This window comes from Caldisericia bacterium, assembly GCA_030018355.1.
Lineage (GTDB): Bacteria > Caldisericota > Caldisericia > B22-G15 > B22-G15 > JAAYUH01.
This window is the reverse complement of record JASEFN010000003.1, coordinates 162,639-179,893: the sequence shown is the minus strand read 5'-3', so window position 1 is coordinate 179,893 and position 17,255 is coordinate 162,639. Positions and strand designations below refer to the sequence as shown.

Below are 17,255 nucleotides of genomic sequence, written 5' to 3'. Positions count from 1 at the left end.
TATTATTATATAATTTTTAAAGGAGAGTTAAATGAAAAAAATTATAGTATTTTTATTGTTTTTAATTTTGGTAAATCAATTTATACCTGTTAAATTTTTAAAATCACAAACTTTAAAAGATATTGAGTTTTTATTTATTAAAGATAAAGAAGAAAAATTGGTTAATATTGAAAAAAATAAATTTAAAAATTTCTCTTATAACTTTTCGAAAAAAAATGAAAATTTTTATCTAAATATAAAAGGAAGGGGAGATCTTATTTTTAAAATTTTCTTTAAAAATATGGAAAAAATCTTTCCAAAAGAGAATGGAATATTTATAACTCCATTTTATGTCTTAAAAAATAAGGATAATAAATATTATATGTTTTCAATTGATTCACATGATCTTCACTATTTTGAAACAAAAAATAGAGACGATGGTTTCGAAATAATCTACAATTTTTATGTTGAAAAAAATGAATCTATTAAATTTAAAATAAAGGAAGTAAATTCTATTTTTGATGCAATAGAGACTTATTATAAATTTTATGGAATAAAAGAGAGAAGAGTTGATTTGGATGGTTTAATTTTACCAAATATTTCTTTAACAACAATTGTTAACAATGTTGGGATTGAAAATTTAAGTGTAAAAGGAAGAATTATAGATCCAAAAGAGGAGTATGCTCCAGATAGAGTACTTGAAGGAGCAAAGTTTCAATTAAAAAACTTTATATTATTTGATCCAATAAAATTGAAGTTTGAAAATATTGAATTAAATAAAATAGAAAAGAGGCTTTATTTTGATGAAAATCCATATAATAAATTGATAGGGATACAAATTTTAACATCATCTATTAAAAATAAAGATAAAAGTTTAATTAAAATAGAAAAAAAGAGTGAAGCAACATTTAAAATTGTTTCAGGTGAAAAAATTCCAGATTATAAAGAAAATTCAATTGACACAATAATTTTTTTGAATCCAGAAGTTTCTTTTCTTAAAAATAAAGGAATTAGTTCATTTGATATTTATTACTCAAGGTATATCTATCCATTGAATATATCAATAACAATTTTAAATAGACAACTTGAGATTAAAGGAGAAAATGAAGCAAAATATTATGGATTGGCGTTAGATTTTTCTCACATTTCAGATTTTTTTAATTTTGATAAAAAACATTTCAATAAAAATCCCAAATCTTTTATTAATGGAGAGATCGCTCAATTTTATGCTGCAAATCTATACAATTTTTTAAATAGTTTACAAAAAGAAACAAATATTCTCTCGATTAATCCTAAATATTTCCAATTAATGATGAATTCAGATGTTATATACAAAGAAATTGAAGATTTAAAATCTTTGGATAGTTTACCAATTGAAAGAGTGCTTGTTCCAAATAGACCTATTTTCTTTTCTTTTAGATTAAAAAATGAAGAAATAAATGAAGAGACTCTTGATAAAATTTTTAAATACTCTTTAATTTATGGAATATATCCAACATTTTCAAAACATAAAGATGAACCATTTTCTATTTGGGATGATGTTTCTAAATTAAAAATTTTGACAAAATACAAAGATTTTTATACTTTAATAAACAAAGTTGAAGTAAAAGGTTTTTTGGGAAATAGTGTGGCAACAATTGAAAATGGTGAGATCTATCAATTTGGTAATTTGCCTGATTTTTATTTAACATTTGATGGATATGGAAAGATTAAAATTGATAAAAATGTTTTTGAATCAATTGAAGATATTTCTATAATAAATCCAATAAATAATGAAAAAGTTAAGTTTTATGAAGAAAATGGAAAAATAGTAATTGATTCTAATGGATTATATATTCTAAATATAAAAGGTAAAAACGAAGCAATTCAAAAAGAAAATAAGACAATTTCAACATCTTCTAAATTCGAAAGAAAAAATATTTCATACTTAATTATTTTAGTAATTCTATTTTTGATTTTATTAAATTTCTCTTTTAGAAAGATTAAATTTGATTTTAAATTAAAACCAGTTTTTGTAATATCTATTTTATTTATTATTCTTTTAATTTTAAATTATTTTTTGGGAATATCTTCTCCATTTTTTATCTATTTATCTTTTGGAATATACTTTCTTTTCGCATCTATCTTCTCTTCTATGAACAAAAAAAGTTTTCTTTTAAACTTTTCTTTGGTTTTTCTTTTTTCATCTCTTTTTTATTATCTTTTAAATGGAAGTCAAATAATTTTTTCGCCACCATACTATATTTTTTACAATACATACTTTATTTCAATTATGTTAACTCTTTTTATTTTCATTTTTCACCATTTTGAATGGAAAAAAATTTATGACATTATAATTTTTTTAACTATTTTAACTGTAGTTCTTATTTCAAATCCAACAAGAAACCCTTTTTATCTACCACAAATTGACTACACATTTTTAACTATAAACCTTCTCTTTACTTTTATTATTTTATTACTTTCAAAAAGTTTTATTAAAACTATTTTATTTTTTATTATTGTTTTTTTAAATGTAATTTATATATTTAATGAAAAAATTTATTTTATTCTTCTTTCAAAAGGTCTGTTCATTTCAGTTGATTTTATTCCAAATCTAATTTTACTTTTTATTCTCTCAATTCTAATAATTTATTTCTCTAACTCAACATTTAAAATAAAAGTAAAAATTGCATATAACTTTTTAATAATATTTTTTATATTTATCTCTTTATATTTAAATAGAGTTCTTTACACCTCTCCACATATTTTTGGAATTGTATCAAGCATAATTAAATTAATTTTTTATATAATTTTAATAATCTATGTAATTTTCTTTGTTGAAAGAGCGTTAATTAAAAAGGAGGAATAATGGCTAAATTACTTATTGATGGAAATAGTTTAACAATAGATGATACTATATCTGTAGCAAGATTTAGAAAAAGTGTTGAACTTTCTCCCTATGCAATAGATAAAATTGATGACGCAAGAAGAGTTGTTGAAAATCTATCAAAAAAGGATGAACCTATTTATGGAATAAATACAGGTCTTGGAAAACTATGTAATATAAAAATTAGCAAAGAGAATTTATTAAAATTACAGGAAAATATTGTTCACTCTCATACCATAAATATAAAACCATTTGCTTCGAAAGAGGTTGTTAGAGGAACAATGCTTATTAGAGCAAATTCACTAGCAAAAGGTTATTCTGGAATAAGGAGAGAGATAATTGAAAGAATAATTCTTTTTTTAAACGAAGATGTGATACCATATATTACACAAAAAGGATCTCTTGGGGCATCAGGGGATCTTATTCCTCTTGCAGCCCTTGCAGGATTTTTAATGGGTGAGGGAAAGGGTATTTATAAAGGAAAAGAATATAAATCAATTGAAATTCATAATAAATTGAATATTAAACCTTTCACATTTTTAGAAAAAGAGGTTCTTTCTTTAATTAATGGAACTTCTTTTTCTCTTGCAATAGCCTCAATTGCAACATATGATGCAAAACAAATACTTAAAAATGCAATAATTTCAAGTGCATTGAGTATGGAGGCACTTCTTGCTTCAACTACACCTTTCCATCCATTGATTCATAAATCAAAACCTCAAACAGGACAAGGAGTTATTGCTTATGCAATAAATACGCTTCTTGAAGGTAGTACATTAATAAATTCAGTTAAAGAAAAAGTGCAAGATTCATATGTAATAAGGTGTATACCTCAAATTTATGGATCAATCTATAATACCTTAAAATTTGTTGAAAAAAATTTAACAATAGAACTTAATTCTGCATCAGATAATCCACTTGTTTTTCCTGAAGAAAATCTTATTCTTTCTGGTGGAAATTTTCATGGTTCTTTTATATCAACAAATTGTGATTTTCTATCAATAGAATTAACAATTTTAAGCAATAATATTGAAAGAAGAATAAATAGACTCCTTAATCCCAATCTATCAAATGGTCTTCCTGCTTTTTTAATTGAAAACAGTGGACTCAATACAGGTCTTATGCTACTTCAATATCTTGCGGCGTCTCTTGTTAGTGAAAATAAAATTCTTTCATATCCAGCATCGGTTACTTCTATTTCTGTTTCAAGCGATCAAGAAGATGATACAAGTATGTCAAGCAATTCAGCAAGAAAGTTAAGGCAAATTGTTGACAATTTATTTACAATAATTGCTATAGAATTTATAGCAGCAGTTCAAGCACTATCATTTAGAAGAGGGAAATTGGGAAGAGGCACATCTGAAGCATATAAAATTTTAAGGGATATATACCAACCAATAACAAAAGATGAAAATTTAACAAGAGTTATTGAAAAAGTAAAAGAAGTTGTTTTTGATGAAAGTATAATTAGAGAGGTTGAAAAAGAAGTTGGAGAACTTTTCTAAATATATTGGAATAGATGAATCTGGAAAAGGAGATTTTTTTGGAAATATTGTTGTTGCAGGAGTTATTTTTGACAAAACAAAAGAGGAGTTCTTCAAAGATTTAAATGTTAGAGATTCAAAAAAAATTGAAGATAAAAGGATAAAATTCTTAGCAAAAGAAATAAAAAAGAATTTATTTTATGAGATTGTTTCTATTACCCCAAAAAAATTTAATGAATTATATAAAAGTTTTAAAAATATAAATGTTTTTCTTGCTTGGGCTTATAGTAAGGTTATTTTAAATCTTCTTAAAATAGAAAAGGTTTCTCTTATTTTGATAGATAAATTCACAACAAAAAATTACATTGATCTATTTTTAAAAAATAAAAATATAAATGTTGAAAGAATAGAAATTATAAAAGGAGAAAGAGACCCTGCAATTGCTTGTGCATCAATAGTTGCTAGAGATTCATTTTTAACTTCTTTAACTATATTAGAGAGAAAATGGGGCTTTTCTTTTCCAAAAGGTGGAGGAGAGATTGTTGATAAAAGTGGTATTGAATTTGTAAAAAAATTTGGGATTGAAAAATTAAATGAAGTTGCAAAGATAAATTTTAGAAATTATAAAAAAATTTTGGAATTATTAAATAAAGAAAAACTCTTTGATGGAGGATGTGATGTTTGATAAAAAAGAATTTATTGAAATAATTAAATTACTTTGGAAAAGAGGATTAATTGGAGGTTATGGTGGAAATATATCAGTAAAACAAGGCGACTTGCTTCTCATAACTCCATCAGGAGTAAATAAAAGTTTTTTAAAAGAAGATGATCTCATTACAATTAATATGAATGGTGAAGTTATAGATGGGAAAAGAAAACCATCATCTGAAATACTTATGCATTTAGAAATATACAAAAAAAGAGAGGATATAGGAGCAATAATTCACTCTCATCCCTCTTATTCTGTTGCAATTTGCATAAGTGATGTAGAAATTACAAGAGAAATTTTACCTGAGACAATAATTTATCTTGGGAAAATTGGTTTTGTAAAATATATAAAACCTGGAACTCAAGATCTTGCAAATGCAGTAAGTGAAAGTTTAATAGATGGAGATGCATCTTTTATGGAAAATCACGGAGTTGTCGTAGTTGGTAAAAATTTAATTGATGCTTATAGTAAAATAGAACTTCTTGAAGAGTTTTCAAAATCTTTAATTTTCTCAAAAATAATAGGCAAAACCAAAAAACTTCCTGTAGAAGATTCAAAGTATTTTTATGAAGTTTATAAATATTTGAGAAAAATATAAAAAAAATTATTTTGATTCTTCCCAAAGCAAATCAAGTTGATTGATTTTTAATTCTTTCAAATTCAGATTTTTCTCTTCTGCCAATTTTTTCATCTTTTCAAATCTATCTTTAAATTTTTCAAAACTTTTTTTAAGAGAATCAATTATATCTAAATCTAAAAATCTTGATAAATTAACAATTGTAATTATTATGTCTCCAAACTCTTCTTCTATATTCTTATTATCATTTTTATTTATGGCTTCTCTTAATTCTTTAATCTCCTCTTCAAGTTTTTCTAAAACACCATATGCATTATCCCAATCAAATCCATATTGATTTTTAAGATAATTCTGGAAATCAATTATCTCTCTTATAATCTCTCTCTCTTCTTCCATTCTTCCCATCTCTCCTCAACATCTTTTGAATTATTAACAATTTCATCTTTAAAAACATGAGGATGTCTTAAGACTAGTTTTTTAATTACTTTTTTTAAAACATCATTCATTGTAAATTCTTCTTTCTCTTCTCCAATTATAATCTGAAAAAGAATTTCTAACATAACATCACCAAGTTCTTCTGAAATATTTAAAATATCTTTTCTATTAATTGCATCTTTAAGTTCTTGAACTTCACTATCAAGATATTTTACAAGAGATTCCCTTGTTTGTTCTTTATCCCATGGACACTCTTTTCTTAAAGTTTTAACTGTCTCAAAAAATATTCTAAAATTTAACTCCTCTTCACTAGGTTTCAAAAATGGTAAAATTTCATATAATTCGTATATAAAACTTTCTTGTTTTAAAGTTTCTATACCGAAATTTCTTTTTCTTTTTAATTGCTCAATGCTTTCTTTTGGTGAATAACCCTTTAAAAGAAAATAAATTGCCACAAAAGTTCCTGTTCTTCCTATTCCTGCATCACAATGAATTAAAGTTCTTACTTCCCATGCTTCCATTAAATTAATCCAATATATAAATTTTTTTACTTGTTCAAGTGAAGGAACATCAAAGTCTTTAACAGGTAAATATAGATATCTCATTCTATATTTTTCAATTAAAGATTCAGGTATTTTTCTTTCAGATAAAGTTATAATTGACCTAATTTTATTTTCTTTTAAAAAATTAAATTTTAATTCATTATCTGGATATTCAGAGGCAGCAAGAAAATCCTCAACTATCCAAGAAAAATTGTTAAATGGATTCTGCATAAAATAATTATATCATTATATCTTCATGTTATAATATTTTAGGTATGATTTTCATGAGGAGGATTAGATGTTTGAAATAACACACAAAGAGGAATTATGCCCCACAATTTTTTTAATGAAAGTTAAAGCCCCATATGTTGCAAGAAGTGCCAAGCCTGGCCAATTTTTTATATTAAGAGTTTATGAAAAAGGTGAAAGAATTCCATTGACAATTGCTGATTATGATGATGAAGAAATTACTATGGTTTTCCAAACAGTTGGACTTACTACTTATCTTTTGTCTTATAAAGAACCTCATGATACAATTTATGATATTGTTGGACCTCTTGGCACACCTTCTGAAATACATAAATATGAAAGTGGCTCAGTGGTGTTAGTTGGAGGAGGTGTTGGAATTGCACCAATCTACCCAATTTTAAGAGGATTTAAAGAGGCTAAAAATAAAGTTATTACAATTTTAGGAGCAAGAAATAAAAATCTTCTTTTCTGGGAGGATAGATTCAGTAAAATCTCAGATGAGGTTCTAATAACAACTGATGATGGTAGTTATGGAAAAAAAGGATTTGTAACAGATGCATTAAAAGAATTAATTGATAGAGGGGAGAAAATTGCTCAAGTTACTGCAATTGGTCCACCAATAATGATGAAAAATGTTGCAGAACTTACAAGACCATATAGAATAAAAACAATTGTCAGTTTAAATTCAATCATGGTTGATGGAACAGGTATGTGCGGAGTGTGTAGAGTAGAGGTTGGCAATGAAACAAAATTAACTTGTCAAGATGGTCCTGAATTTGATGGACATCTTGTAAATTTTGATCTCCTCTTTGAAAGATTAAGAATGTATAAAAGTGAAGAGCAACTTGCAATGAATTTTTTAGAAGAAAAAAGGAGGTTACTCTATGGCCATAAATCCTAAAAAAACTCCTATGAGAGAACAAGATCCAAAAGAGAGAATAAAAAATTTTGATGAAGTTCCATTTGGTTATACTGAAGAGGAAGCAATTTTAGAAGCAGAAAGATGTCTTCAATGTAAAATTCCAAAATGTATCGAAGGATGTCCTGTAAATGTTGATATTCCAGGTTTTATAAAAGCAATAAAAGAAAGAGATTTTGATAGAGCAATTAAAATAATGAAAAGCACAAACTCTCTTCCAGCAATAACTGGAAGAGTTTGTCCACAAGAAACTCAATGTGAAGAAAAATGTGTTTTAGGTAAAAAATATGAACCTGTTGCAATTGGAAGGCTTGAAAGATTTATAGCAGATTGGGATGCAAAAAGAGGTATGGTTATTCCTGAGATAAAAGAAAAATATGATATAAAAGTTGCTGTTGTTGGAGCGGGTCCTGCAGGTTTAACATGTGCTGCAGATTTAGCAAAATTTGGTTATGATGTAACTATATTTGAATCACTTCATGCACCAGGTGGTGTTTTAATTTATGGAATACCAGAATTCAGATTACCAAAGTCTATTGTCCATAGAGAAGTTGAATATGTTAAAAAACTTGGAGTAAAAATAGTTACAAATGTTGTAGTTGGAAGAACTTTTACCCTTAAGGATCTTTTTAACGAAGGTTATAAAGCAATATTTTTAGGAACTGGTGCAGGAGCACCTCAATTTATGAATATACCTGGTGAAAATTTACTTGGAATACTTTCAGCAAATGAATATTTAACAAGAATAAATTTAATGAAAGCATATAAATTTCCTGAATATGATACTCCTGTAAAAAAAGGTAAGATTGTAGCAGTAATAGGAGCAGGAAATGTAGCAATGGATGCAGCAAGAAGTGCTTTAAGAATGGGCGCTGAAAGAGTAATTGTTGTTTATAGAAGAACAGAAAAAGAGATGCCAGCAAGAGTTGAAGAGTATCATCATGCAATTGAAGAGGGTGTTGAATTTTTATGGTTAACATGTCCAACTAGATATTTTGGAGATGAAAATGGTTGGGTTAAAGAAATGGAAGTTATAAAAAATGAACTTGGAGAACCAGATGAGTCTGGAAGAAGAAGACCTGTTCCAATAAAAGGAAGTGAATATAGAATTAAAGTTGACACTGTTATTGTAGCGATAGGAACTGTTCCTAACCCACTTGTTGCAAGAACAAGCGGACTTAAAACTGGAAAACATGGAGTAGTTTTAGCAGATGAAAATGGAAGAACATCTCTTGAGGGAGTTTGGGCAGGTGGTGATATTGTAACTGGTGCTGCAACTGTCATTCTTGCAATGGGTGCAGGTAAAAAAGCAGCACAAGATATGGATAGATATTTAAAGGAAAAATATATTTACAAAAAGGAATTTGCTTGGGCTTCTATTTGATTTAGGAGGTTTTTTTGGAAAATATAAAAGAGGCTTTATTATATGAAAAATTAGAAAAAAATAAAGTTAGATGTAATTTATGCTATAAAAGATGTGTAATAAAAGAAAATGAGTTTGGTTTTTGTGGAGTAAGAAAAAATATAGATGGTAAACTTTTTACAACAATTTATGGACTTGTATCTTCAATTGCGATAGATCCAATTGAAAAAAAACCGCTTTTCCATTTTTATCCTGGAAGTAAAACTCTTTCATTAGGTACATGGGGGTGCAATTTAAGATGTAAACATTGTCAAAATTTGGAAATTTCTTATGAAAAATATCATGATAAACTTTTTTCAATAAGTAAATATTTTAGTCCCAAAGACCTTGTAAATCTTGCTAAATCATACAATTCAAAAGGAATATCATTTACATATAATGAACCAACAATTTGGTTTGAATATTCGTTAGATGTTTTTAAACTTGCAAAAGAAAATAATTTATACACTGTTTATGTAACAAATGGAACCATAACTTCAGAAGGTTTAAATATAATATCTCCATATCTTGATGCTTTTAGAGTTGATATAAAGGCTTTTTATGATTCAAGTTTCAAAAAATTAACAGATGTAAAAGGAGTAAACTATATTCTTGAAAGAGCAATTGAAGCAAAAAAACTTGGAATGCATGTTGAGGTGGTTACTAATGTTATTCCAACAGTAAATGATTCTATTGAAGAGATGGAAAATCTTGCAAAATGGATAAAAGAAAATCTTGGACCAAAAACCCCATGGCATATTACGAGATTCTATCCATATATGGACTTTTCCCATCTTATGCCTACACCAATTAAAACTCTTGAAATGATTAAAGAAATTGGAGATAAAATTGGTTTAAATTTTGTTTACATTGGAAATGTTTATGGACATCCATTTGAAAATACATATTGTCCAAATTGTAAAAGTTTAGTAATAAAAAGAGCAGGTTTTGATGTTCTTGAATATAATGTTATTAATGGGAGATGTAAGTTTTGTGGATTCGATTTAAATATAAAAGAGTAATAATCTATTTTCTTGTTTTTTTAATAATTTCACTTATATCATGCAAAGGTGGTCTATATACATCAAAGGGTCTTTATATGGGTACTTTTTTAATAATTTCAGTCGATAAAGATCATAAAGGTGTAATAAGCAAAATAAATGAAAAAATAATTGAGATTGAGAACAAATTTTCAAGATTTAATGAAAATTCATTAACATCAAAAATAAACAAAAATAAAGGTGAATGGGTAAAGGTTGATGATGAATTTATTTATGTTCTTGAAAAAGCAATTTACTTTAACAAAATATCAAATAATGCATTTAATCCTTTAGTAGGAGATATTGTTAATGAATGGGGTTTTTATGATGGAAATTATAAAATTCCCAATGATGAGATATTGAACAGATTAATAAAAGAGATTAATATTGAAAATATTTTTATTGATAAAGAGAAAAAAGAAGTCAAAATTATTTCTGGTTCACTTGATTTTGGAGGAATAGTTAAAGGTTATGCACTTGATAAAATTAAAGAGATTTTAAAAGAAAATAAAGTTAAAGAAGCAATTATAAATTTTGGTGGAAATGTTCTTGTTATAGGTAATAGAAACTTTAACGTAGGAGTAAAAAATCCAAGAGGTGAAGGAATAATTTATACTTTTGAAGTAAAAGATGGCTTTATGGTTTCAACTTCAGGTGATTATGAAAATTTTTTTATAAAAAATGGTGTTAGGTTTCATCATATTATAGATCCTAAAACAGGAAAACCTTCAAAAAGCGGAGTGATTGAGGTAAGCGTTGTTTCAGATTCTGGAATTGATGGTGATGCTTTATCAACAACTCTTTTTATTCTTGGAAAAGAAAAGGGGAAAGATCTTATTAAAAATTACTTCAAAAAAATAAAAGTTCTTTTTGTTGATGAAAATTTAAATAAAGAGATAATAGATGAAAAAGATTGACAAAATTATTTTATATTTTTTAATTCCTTTTCTTCTTTTTTCCATTTTTTATTTTTCATTTGAAACTAATAATAAAACACTCATTATTATAGATAAAAATGGACAAAGAGAATATTCATTGTTCCAAAAAAGAATTTTAGAATGTGAAGGAAAATTTGGCATAGTGAAAGTAGAAATTGACAATGGTAAAGTAAGAGTCATTGAATCTAATTGTAAAGATAAATTATGTATTAAAAAGGGCTGGATTTCAAATATTGGAGAATATTCTATCTGTCTTCCAAATGAAGTTTTTATTATAATCAAAGGAAGGGGTATCATTGATGCAATATCAGAATAGATTAAGAAATTTAATAATAGTATCTCTTTTTTTAGCAGGTGGAATTGCATTAAATTTAATTGAACCACCAGTTTTATTTTTCATAGCCCCTGGTATTAAAATTGGAATTGCAAACATTGCTACATTAATTACTCTTTACTATTTTAATGTAGCCTATTCTCTTTTAGTTGGTATATTAAGACCAATTCTTGTTTCTTTAATCAAAGGGAACTTTTTTACTCTTGAGTTTATTTTATCTTTTGTTGGTTCAATCCTTGCGACTTGCTTTATGATAATTTTTAAAAAAGTTTTTAAAGATAAAATTTCAATCATTGGAGTAAGTATGATTGGCGGTATTATGCATAATATTGGGCAATTCGTTATGGTTTATTTTATATCAAGAATCGAGTATCTTTTCTATTATTTACCAATTTTAATAATTTTTGGCGGTGTCTCTGGGTTTATAATTGGTTATATATCAAAATTTTTATTAAAAAGATTAAAAGAATATGAGGATGAAAAAAGAAAATCTCCCTGGTAAAATAAATCTCGTTTCAAATTCGAAAAGAAGGTTTGATATTTTAAAAAAATTTTTTGTAGTAAAAAAAATAACTCCAAATAGTCTTGAATTAGAAGATGGAGATTATATAAAACTAACAATTGAAAATTCAAAAATTAAAGTTTTATCTATTGAAAGAAAACAAAATGAAATTTATGTCTCAGGTGATACAGTTGTAGTTTATGATAATAAAATTTTTGGAAAGCCTAAAAATGAAGATGATGCATTTAATATGCTTCAAACACTCTCAAACAAGTGGCATATAGTTTGTTCTGGTTTTTATTTCATTTATAATAATAAAGAGGGAATGGGATATAGTATTGCAAAAGTTAAATTCAAAGATTTAAAAAAGGAGGAGATATTAAACTATATTCAAACCCATGAACCATTTGATAAAGCTGGAGGATATGCAATTCAAGGTTTGGGAAGTTATCTTATAGAAAAATTTGAAGGCTGTTTTTATACTATTGTTGGATTTCCTGTGGTAAAATTTATTAAGAAATTAAAGGAGGTTATTTTTGAGAATTCCTAAAAATGCAGTTAATTTTAAAGGAACAAAAGATGGAATTATAGCCTATATTGATCTTTCATATTCATTTAATACAATTCTTAAGGCTCTTGAGAAAAAAATTTCTGAAAGAGAAGAATTTTTTAGAGGAGGTTCTATAAAATTTTTTCCAGTAACTGGGACATTTTCTGAAAATGAAATTTTGGAAATAAAAAATTTAATGTCAAATAAATTTGATATAGATTGTGAGTTTTTCGAAAAAGAGGAGACACAAGTTAGTTCTAAAAAAGATAAAAAGATGATTCTAAAAGATTTCCTTGTGATTAAAAGAATATTAAGATCTGGTCAAACATTAAATTATAGTGGAAATATAATATTAATTGGAGATGTAAATGAAGATGCTGAAATAGTCTCTGGTGGAAGTTTATTTGTTTTTGGATCGTTAAGAGGAAGTGTTATTGCAGGGAGAGAAAGCGGTGAAGATGCTATTGTTGTTGCAACAAACTTAAGACCAAAAAGACTACAAATAGGGGATATAGTTTTGGAAGAGAATATATCAAAAAGAAGAAAAGAAATTGCATCAATTGCTCTTGTTGAAAATGGAAAAATTGTAATCTATCCATACAAAAATCTATTTATATGAAAAAATTAATTTATTTAATTATTTTTTTATTGATAATAATTTCATTATCATGCATATCAAATAAAGGAACTATTTCTGTTGATTCATATCCAACAGATTCTGAAGTTTATTTAAATGGTGAATATATTGGAAACACCCCTCTATCTAAAAAAATAAATATAGGAAAATACACAATAGAAGTTAAAAAAGAGGGGTATAAAATTTATACAAAAGAGGTTGAAATAAAAAGAGGAAGAGAAACAATTATAATTGCAAATCTTGAAAGAAAAGTTGGAGGATTATCAATTAAAACAGAACCTCAAGGGGCGACTGTTTATATTGATGGTAAAAATTATGGTTTAACCCCTTTAGATATTTATGATATTGAAGTTGGAAAACATGAAGTTTTAATAACAAAAGAGGGGTATAAGAGTATCACAAAAGAAATTGAAATAAGCGAAGATATTATTGAAATTTCAGAAATTTTGGAAAAAGGGGTTAGCAAAGCATATATTAATTCAAATCCAAGAGGCGCAACAGTAATTATAGATGGAAAAGAAATAGGTAAAACACCACTTGAAATTAAAGAAATATCTTTAGGAAGACATTTTATTACTTTAAAAGCACTTGGTTATGAAGAGATGACAAAAACAATTGACATTACTAATGAATTAAACACTTTCTCTTTTAGTTTAATTCAATTGAATCATACATTGATAATAGAAACTGAACCAGAAGGTGCAACAGTTTATCTTGATGATGTAATTAAAGGAATCACACCTATTGAAATAAAAAATTTAACTCCACTTAAAAAATACAAAATTAGAATTGAACTTTCTGGTTATCTTCCATATTTAACAGAAATAACTATGCCCAAGGATGGATCAATATTTTTACCAAAAGTAAAACTTATGAAAATTGGCGGATGATAAAGATAGAGAGAGAAATAGTTAGTCCATATAAAACAAATTGTTATTTTGTATTTAAAAATAATAAAGGAATAATAATAGATCCAGGTGGAGATTGTCAAAAACTAAAAAGAAAATTGGATGAATTAAAAGAGATAAAATTTGAATATGTTTTAAATACCCATGGACATGAGGATCACACCTTTTGTGATAACTTTTTAAAGAAAAGTTATAATATGAAAATTTTAATTCATGAGAAAGATCTCTTTTTCATATCAAATAGTGCAATAAATAAAAATTTTTGGCCTGATTTTGAAGAAGTTGAACCTGATATCTTATTGAAAGATGGAGACGAGTTAAATTTGGGTGAATTGAAAGTAAAGGTAATTCATACACCAGGTCATACTCCTGGAAGTTCAATTTTTATAATCGAAAATTTAATTTTTTCTGGTGATACAATTTTTAAAGGAACTATTGGAAGATATGATTTTGAATATTCAAGTAGTACATTAATGAAAAATTCAATTTTAAAGATTTTGAATAATCTTTGTGATATGGATTACATAATTTATCCAGGTCATGGTAATTCAACTACACTTGAAGAAGAAAGAGAGACCCTCATTTATTTTCTCGATATTTTATAATATAATTTTTTCATGATAAAAGATTATATAGAAATTCTTATTAAACTTCTCTTATCTATCATTTTAGGTGGTTTAATTGGTCTTGAAAGAGAGAGAAGGAATAGACCTGCGGGTCTAAGAACTCATATTTTAGTTTCACTTGGCTCTTGTCTTTTTACAATATCATCAATTGAGTTCTCAAAAATTTATGGAAACGGAGTTGACCCATCTAGAGTTGCTGCAAACATTGTAACTGGAATAGGCTTTTTAGGAGCAGGAACAATTATGAAAGAAGGTTTAACAATTAAAGGTTTAACAACAGCCGCAACAATTTGGATCTCATCTGCAATAGGTTTAACCTGTGGTATTGGTTCTTTTATTCCAGCAATTTTAACAACAATATTTGCTTTCTTTATTTTAATTTTAGTTAGAACTTTTGAATATGAAAGATTAAGAAAAACTGGAGAAAACTTGAAAATTTTTAATGTTAGAGTAACTGATAAACCTGGACAACTTGGAAAAATTGGAACAATTTTTGGAAAACATGGAATTCATATAAGAAATGTAAGATTTGAAAGAGATGAAAAATCGCTTAATATAGAATTTATAGTATCAATACCTCAAAATATAGAAATAAAAGATGTTTTAAATGAACTTTCAAAAGAAGATTTTATAATCGAGGTATCAACAGAATGAGAAGAGGTTATGCTGATCTTCCTTTACATTTTGGAAAAGCACCAAAATGGCTTTTTGATAGAATGGTTAAATTAGCAAGAGAAATTTCTCTTTCAATTATTTATTTATATGGAACAAAAGAGTTTTTAAATAGAATTTCAGATCCATTTTGGTTTCAAGCATTTGGTTGTGTTCTTGGATTTGATTGGCACTCATCTGGTTTAACAACAACTGTAACGCAAGCTCTTAAAGAGGGTTTAAAATATGAACAAAAAAATATTGGTTTATTTTTTGCTGGTGGAAAAGGAAAAAGAGCAATTCAAACTCCAAATGAGATAGAAGATTGGATTAACAAAGGAATTATTGAAATGAATTTAGGAGAATTATTAAAAAATTATTCCCGTCTTGTTGCAAAAGTAGATACTGTTTGTCTCCAAGACAATTTTTCAATTTATCACCACTTTTTTATTTATTCAAAAGAAGGTTTATGGGCTGTAATAGAACAGGGAATGAATGAAGAAAAAAGAGTGGCAAGGAGGTATCATTGGTTTTCAAAAAATATAAAAAGTTTTGTCTCAGATCCGCATAAAGGAATCGCATCTGAAATTTTCGTTAAGCCACTTAATCTTGTTGACTCAAAAATTGAAAAAACAAGAGAAGATATTGTAAAAGTAGCAAATGAAATAAAAGGTGTAGAAGCAATAAAAATTCTTGATAAAAGAAAATTAAGTTTTCCTTTTCATCATCCAATTTTTAACGAAGATTATGACGAAAAAAGACTTATTAATTTAATAAGTAAAATAAAAGATTATAAACCAAAAAATTTTGAAGAACTACTTCTTACTCAAGGATTGGGTGAAAAATCTATGAGAGCACTTGCACTTATTTCCCATCTTATATTTGGTTCAGAACTTTCATTTAAAGATCCAGTAACATTTTCTTTTGCACATGGAGGAAAAGATGGTCATCCCTATCCAGTTGATAAGAAAACTTATGATACATCTATTGAAATATTAAAATCTGCTGTTGAAAAAGCAAAATTGGGTGATCTTGAAAAACTAAAACTCCTTAAAACCCTCTCTAAATTTTAATTTACATAATAACTATTATTGCTCTAAATACCAAAGTAATACAATCCTGAACTAAAATTTAAAGATCTTTTTAATAAAAAATTAATATATCACCTGCTAAACACTCTTTTAATTCACCATTAAATTTGTTTTTAAAAAATAAAACCGCTCTATCTCCTGTACAATGACAGGGAATCAAAATTTTAATGTTTATACTATTAAAAAATTTAACAATATTTTCCAATTTTTCTTTGGAGGCATTATAAAGATGAAAACCACCCATTACAATCTTTATATTTTTTTTAAAAATATTAATTGCATGATTTACAATATTTACAATTCCTCTATGAGCACAACCAGTTATTATAATTAAACCTTCTTCATCTATAGCAAGACTTATCTCTTCATTAAAATAGTCATTAAATTCAAAGTTATTTTCCATAGGAGAAGGTCCAAAAATAAAAATATTTGGAAAAATTTCGTATATGTCATCTTTTATAAATTTAAAATTTAAGTTATTTTTAAATTTTTCTTTATACCTCCATACATAGCTCTCTTTAGAATATTTTGGAATAAATATCTCTTCTCTTACATATATATTAAAATTTTTATTAAATTTAGATAGTTCTCTTACTCCTCCTAAATGATCATAGTGGCCATGACTTATAACAAAATCACTAATATTATTTATGTCTTCATTTAATTTATTAAGATTTTTAATAAAAATATCTGTAGTTCCAGTATCAAAAATTAATTTATAATTTTCCCTTTTTATTAATACTGAAAATCCATGTTCAGAATAAAAATCTTCTTTTGCTTTATCATTACATAAAATTGATATTTCTATCATTCTAA

19 protein-coding genes are annotated in these 17,255 nt (G+C 26.2%); 16 read left to right on the top strand and 3 right to left on the bottom strand.

The window, feature by feature from the left end; all coding sequences use genetic code 11:
- Positions 1–31 precede the first annotated feature (31 nt).
- The 4 genes from QMD25_04200 to QMD25_04185 are packed head-to-tail and all read left to right on the top strand — an operon-like array spanning position 32 to position 5,636.
- A complete protein-coding gene (locus QMD25_04200) occupies positions 32–2,827 on the top strand; it encodes a hypothetical protein (GenBank protein ID MDI6861203.1) in 2,796 nt (931 codons plus the stop codon).
- Positions 2,827–4,350, top strand: a complete 1,524-nt coding sequence (gene hutH / locus QMD25_04195) for a histidine ammonia-lyase (protein MDI6861202.1) — start codon at positions 2,827–2,829, stop codon at positions 4,348–4,350. Before QMD25_04200 ends, hutH begins: the two co-directional genes overlap by 1 nt.
- Positions 4,334–5,014: a ribonuclease HIII gene (gene rnhC / locus QMD25_04190; GenBank protein MDI6861201.1), complete on the top strand. Its 681-nt coding sequence runs from the start codon at positions 4,334–4,336 to the stop codon at positions 5,012–5,014. The genes hutH and rnhC overlap by 17 nt, the downstream gene beginning before the upstream one ends.
- Positions 5,007–5,636: a class II aldolase/adducin family protein gene (locus QMD25_04185; protein ID MDI6861200.1), complete on the top strand. Its 630-nt coding sequence runs from the start codon at positions 5,007–5,009 to the stop codon at positions 5,634–5,636. The genes rnhC and QMD25_04185 overlap by 8 nt, the downstream gene beginning before the upstream one ends.
- A 6-nt stretch (positions 5,637–5,642) precedes the next feature.
- On the opposite strand, the gene QMD25_04180 is transcribed toward QMD25_04185, so the two are convergent.
- Together QMD25_04180 and QMD25_04175 are read right to left on the bottom strand one after the other, a co-directional pair.
- On the bottom strand, positions 5,643–6,011 hold the full coding sequence (locus QMD25_04180) for a MazG nucleotide pyrophosphohydrolase domain-containing protein (GenBank protein MDI6861199.1): 369 nt from the start codon (positions 6,009–6,011) through the stop codon (positions 5,643–5,645).
- Positions 5,987–6,823 (bottom strand): MazG nucleotide pyrophosphohydrolase domain-containing protein, encoded by an 837-nt coding sequence (locus QMD25_04175; GenBank protein ID MDI6861198.1) that lies wholly within the window; start codon positions 6,821–6,823, stop codon positions 5,987–5,989. Before QMD25_04175 ends, QMD25_04180 begins: the two co-directional genes overlap by 25 nt.
- Positions 6,824–6,890: 67 nt before the next feature.
- Here QMD25_04175 and QMD25_04170 point away from each other — a divergent pair, with 67 nt between their 5' ends.
- Genes QMD25_04170 through QMD25_04115 form a run of 12 tightly spaced genes read left to right on the top strand, consistent with a single transcriptional unit; the run spans position 6,891 to position 16,421 of the window.
- Complete coding sequence (locus QMD25_04170) at positions 6,891–7,742, top strand: sulfide/dihydroorotate dehydrogenase-like FAD/NAD-binding protein (protein ID MDI6861197.1); 852 nt, start codon at positions 6,891–6,893, stop codon at positions 7,740–7,742.
- Complete coding sequence (gene gltA / locus QMD25_04165; GenBank protein MDI6861196.1) at positions 7,726–9,144, top strand: NADPH-dependent glutamate synthase; 1,419 nt, start codon at positions 7,726–7,728, stop codon at positions 9,142–9,144. The genes QMD25_04170 and gltA overlap by 17 nt, the downstream gene beginning before the upstream one ends.
- A 23-nt stretch (positions 9,145–9,167) precedes the next feature.
- The gene (amrS, locus tag QMD25_04160; GenBank protein ID MDI6861195.1) at positions 9,168–10,184 is read left to right on the top strand and encodes an AmmeMemoRadiSam system radical SAM enzyme; all 1,017 of its coding nucleotides are present in this window, start codon (positions 9,168–9,170) and stop codon (positions 10,182–10,184) included.
- Positions 10,154–11,119 (top strand): FAD:protein FMN transferase, encoded by a 966-nt coding sequence (locus tag QMD25_04155; GenBank protein ID MDI6861194.1) that lies wholly within the window; start codon positions 10,154–10,156, stop codon positions 11,117–11,119. The genes amrS and QMD25_04155 overlap by 31 nt, the downstream gene beginning before the upstream one ends.
- Complete coding sequence (locus tag QMD25_04150) at positions 11,106–11,456, top strand: NusG domain II-containing protein (GenBank protein ID MDI6861193.1); 351 nt, start codon at positions 11,106–11,108, stop codon at positions 11,454–11,456. Before QMD25_04155 ends, QMD25_04150 begins: the two co-directional genes overlap by 14 nt.
- A complete protein-coding gene (locus QMD25_04145) occupies positions 11,440–11,976 on the top strand; it encodes a Gx transporter family protein (protein ID MDI6861192.1) in 537 nt (178 codons plus the stop codon). The genes QMD25_04150 and QMD25_04145 overlap by 17 nt, the downstream gene beginning before the upstream one ends.
- Positions 11,951–12,526, top strand: a complete 576-nt coding sequence (locus QMD25_04140; protein MDI6861191.1) for a Maf family protein — start codon at positions 11,951–11,953, stop codon at positions 12,524–12,526. The genes QMD25_04145 and QMD25_04140 overlap by 26 nt, the downstream gene beginning before the upstream one ends.
- The gene (locus tag QMD25_04135) at positions 12,513–13,145 is read left to right on the top strand and encodes a septum site-determining protein MinC (protein MDI6861190.1); all 633 of its coding nucleotides are present in this window, start codon (positions 12,513–12,515) and stop codon (positions 13,143–13,145) included. Before QMD25_04140 ends, QMD25_04135 begins: the two co-directional genes overlap by 14 nt.
- Positions 13,142–14,053 (top strand): PEGA domain-containing protein, encoded by a 912-nt coding sequence (locus tag QMD25_04130; GenBank protein MDI6861189.1) that lies wholly within the window; start codon positions 13,142–13,144, stop codon positions 14,051–14,053. Before QMD25_04135 ends, QMD25_04130 begins: the two co-directional genes overlap by 4 nt.
- Positions 14,050–14,676, top strand: a complete 627-nt coding sequence (locus QMD25_04125; protein ID MDI6861188.1) for an MBL fold metallo-hydrolase — start codon at positions 14,050–14,052, stop codon at positions 14,674–14,676. Before QMD25_04130 ends, QMD25_04125 begins: the two co-directional genes overlap by 4 nt.
- Positions 14,677–14,688: 12 nt before the next feature.
- On the top strand, positions 14,689–15,351 hold the full coding sequence (locus tag QMD25_04120; protein MDI6861187.1) for an MgtC/SapB family protein: 663 nt from the start codon (positions 14,689–14,691) through the stop codon (positions 15,349–15,351).
- Positions 15,348–16,421, top strand: coding sequence for a DUF763 domain-containing protein (locus QMD25_04115; GenBank protein MDI6861186.1), 1,074 nt, complete (start codon positions 15,348–15,350; stop codon positions 16,419–16,421). The genes QMD25_04120 and QMD25_04115 overlap by 4 nt, the downstream gene beginning before the upstream one ends.
- Positions 16,422–16,491: 70 nt before the next feature.
- Here QMD25_04115 and QMD25_04110 read toward each other — a convergent pair whose 3' ends face one another.
- Positions 16,492–17,250, bottom strand: coding sequence for an MBL fold metallo-hydrolase (locus QMD25_04110; protein MDI6861185.1), 759 nt, complete (start codon positions 17,248–17,250; stop codon positions 16,492–16,494).
- Between the last annotated feature and the right edge of the window lie 5 nt (positions 17,251–17,255).